At 62.7% G+C, this 276-nt stretch carries 1 pseudogene; it reads right to left on the reverse strand.

The window, feature by feature from the left end:
* Positions 1–276: pseudogene (locus tag RAD10_RS41800) on the reverse strand (urocanate hydratase); the annotation flags it as partial.

A 276-nucleotide genomic window follows, 5' to 3' on the forward strand; every position in this document is an offset into this window, starting at 1 on the left:
GAAGCTCCTTCACCTTGGCATCGGTCTTGTAGATATCCTCGGGATCCCCCGACAAGGCGACCCAGCGAAACGGCCCGACGCCACGACAGAAGAGCGGCCGGATATAGGCCGGTACGAACCCTGGAAAATCGAACGCATTGGCGACGCCTGCGTCGAAGGCGACCTGGCGGATGTTGTTGCCGTAATCGGTGGTCGGCACGCCGGCTGCCTGGAAATCAAGCATCGACCGGACATGCACCGCCATCGATTGTTTGGCGGCGGCTGCCACCGCCTGCG

It is taken from the genome of Bradyrhizobium sp. 23AC, from assembly GCF_054863025.1.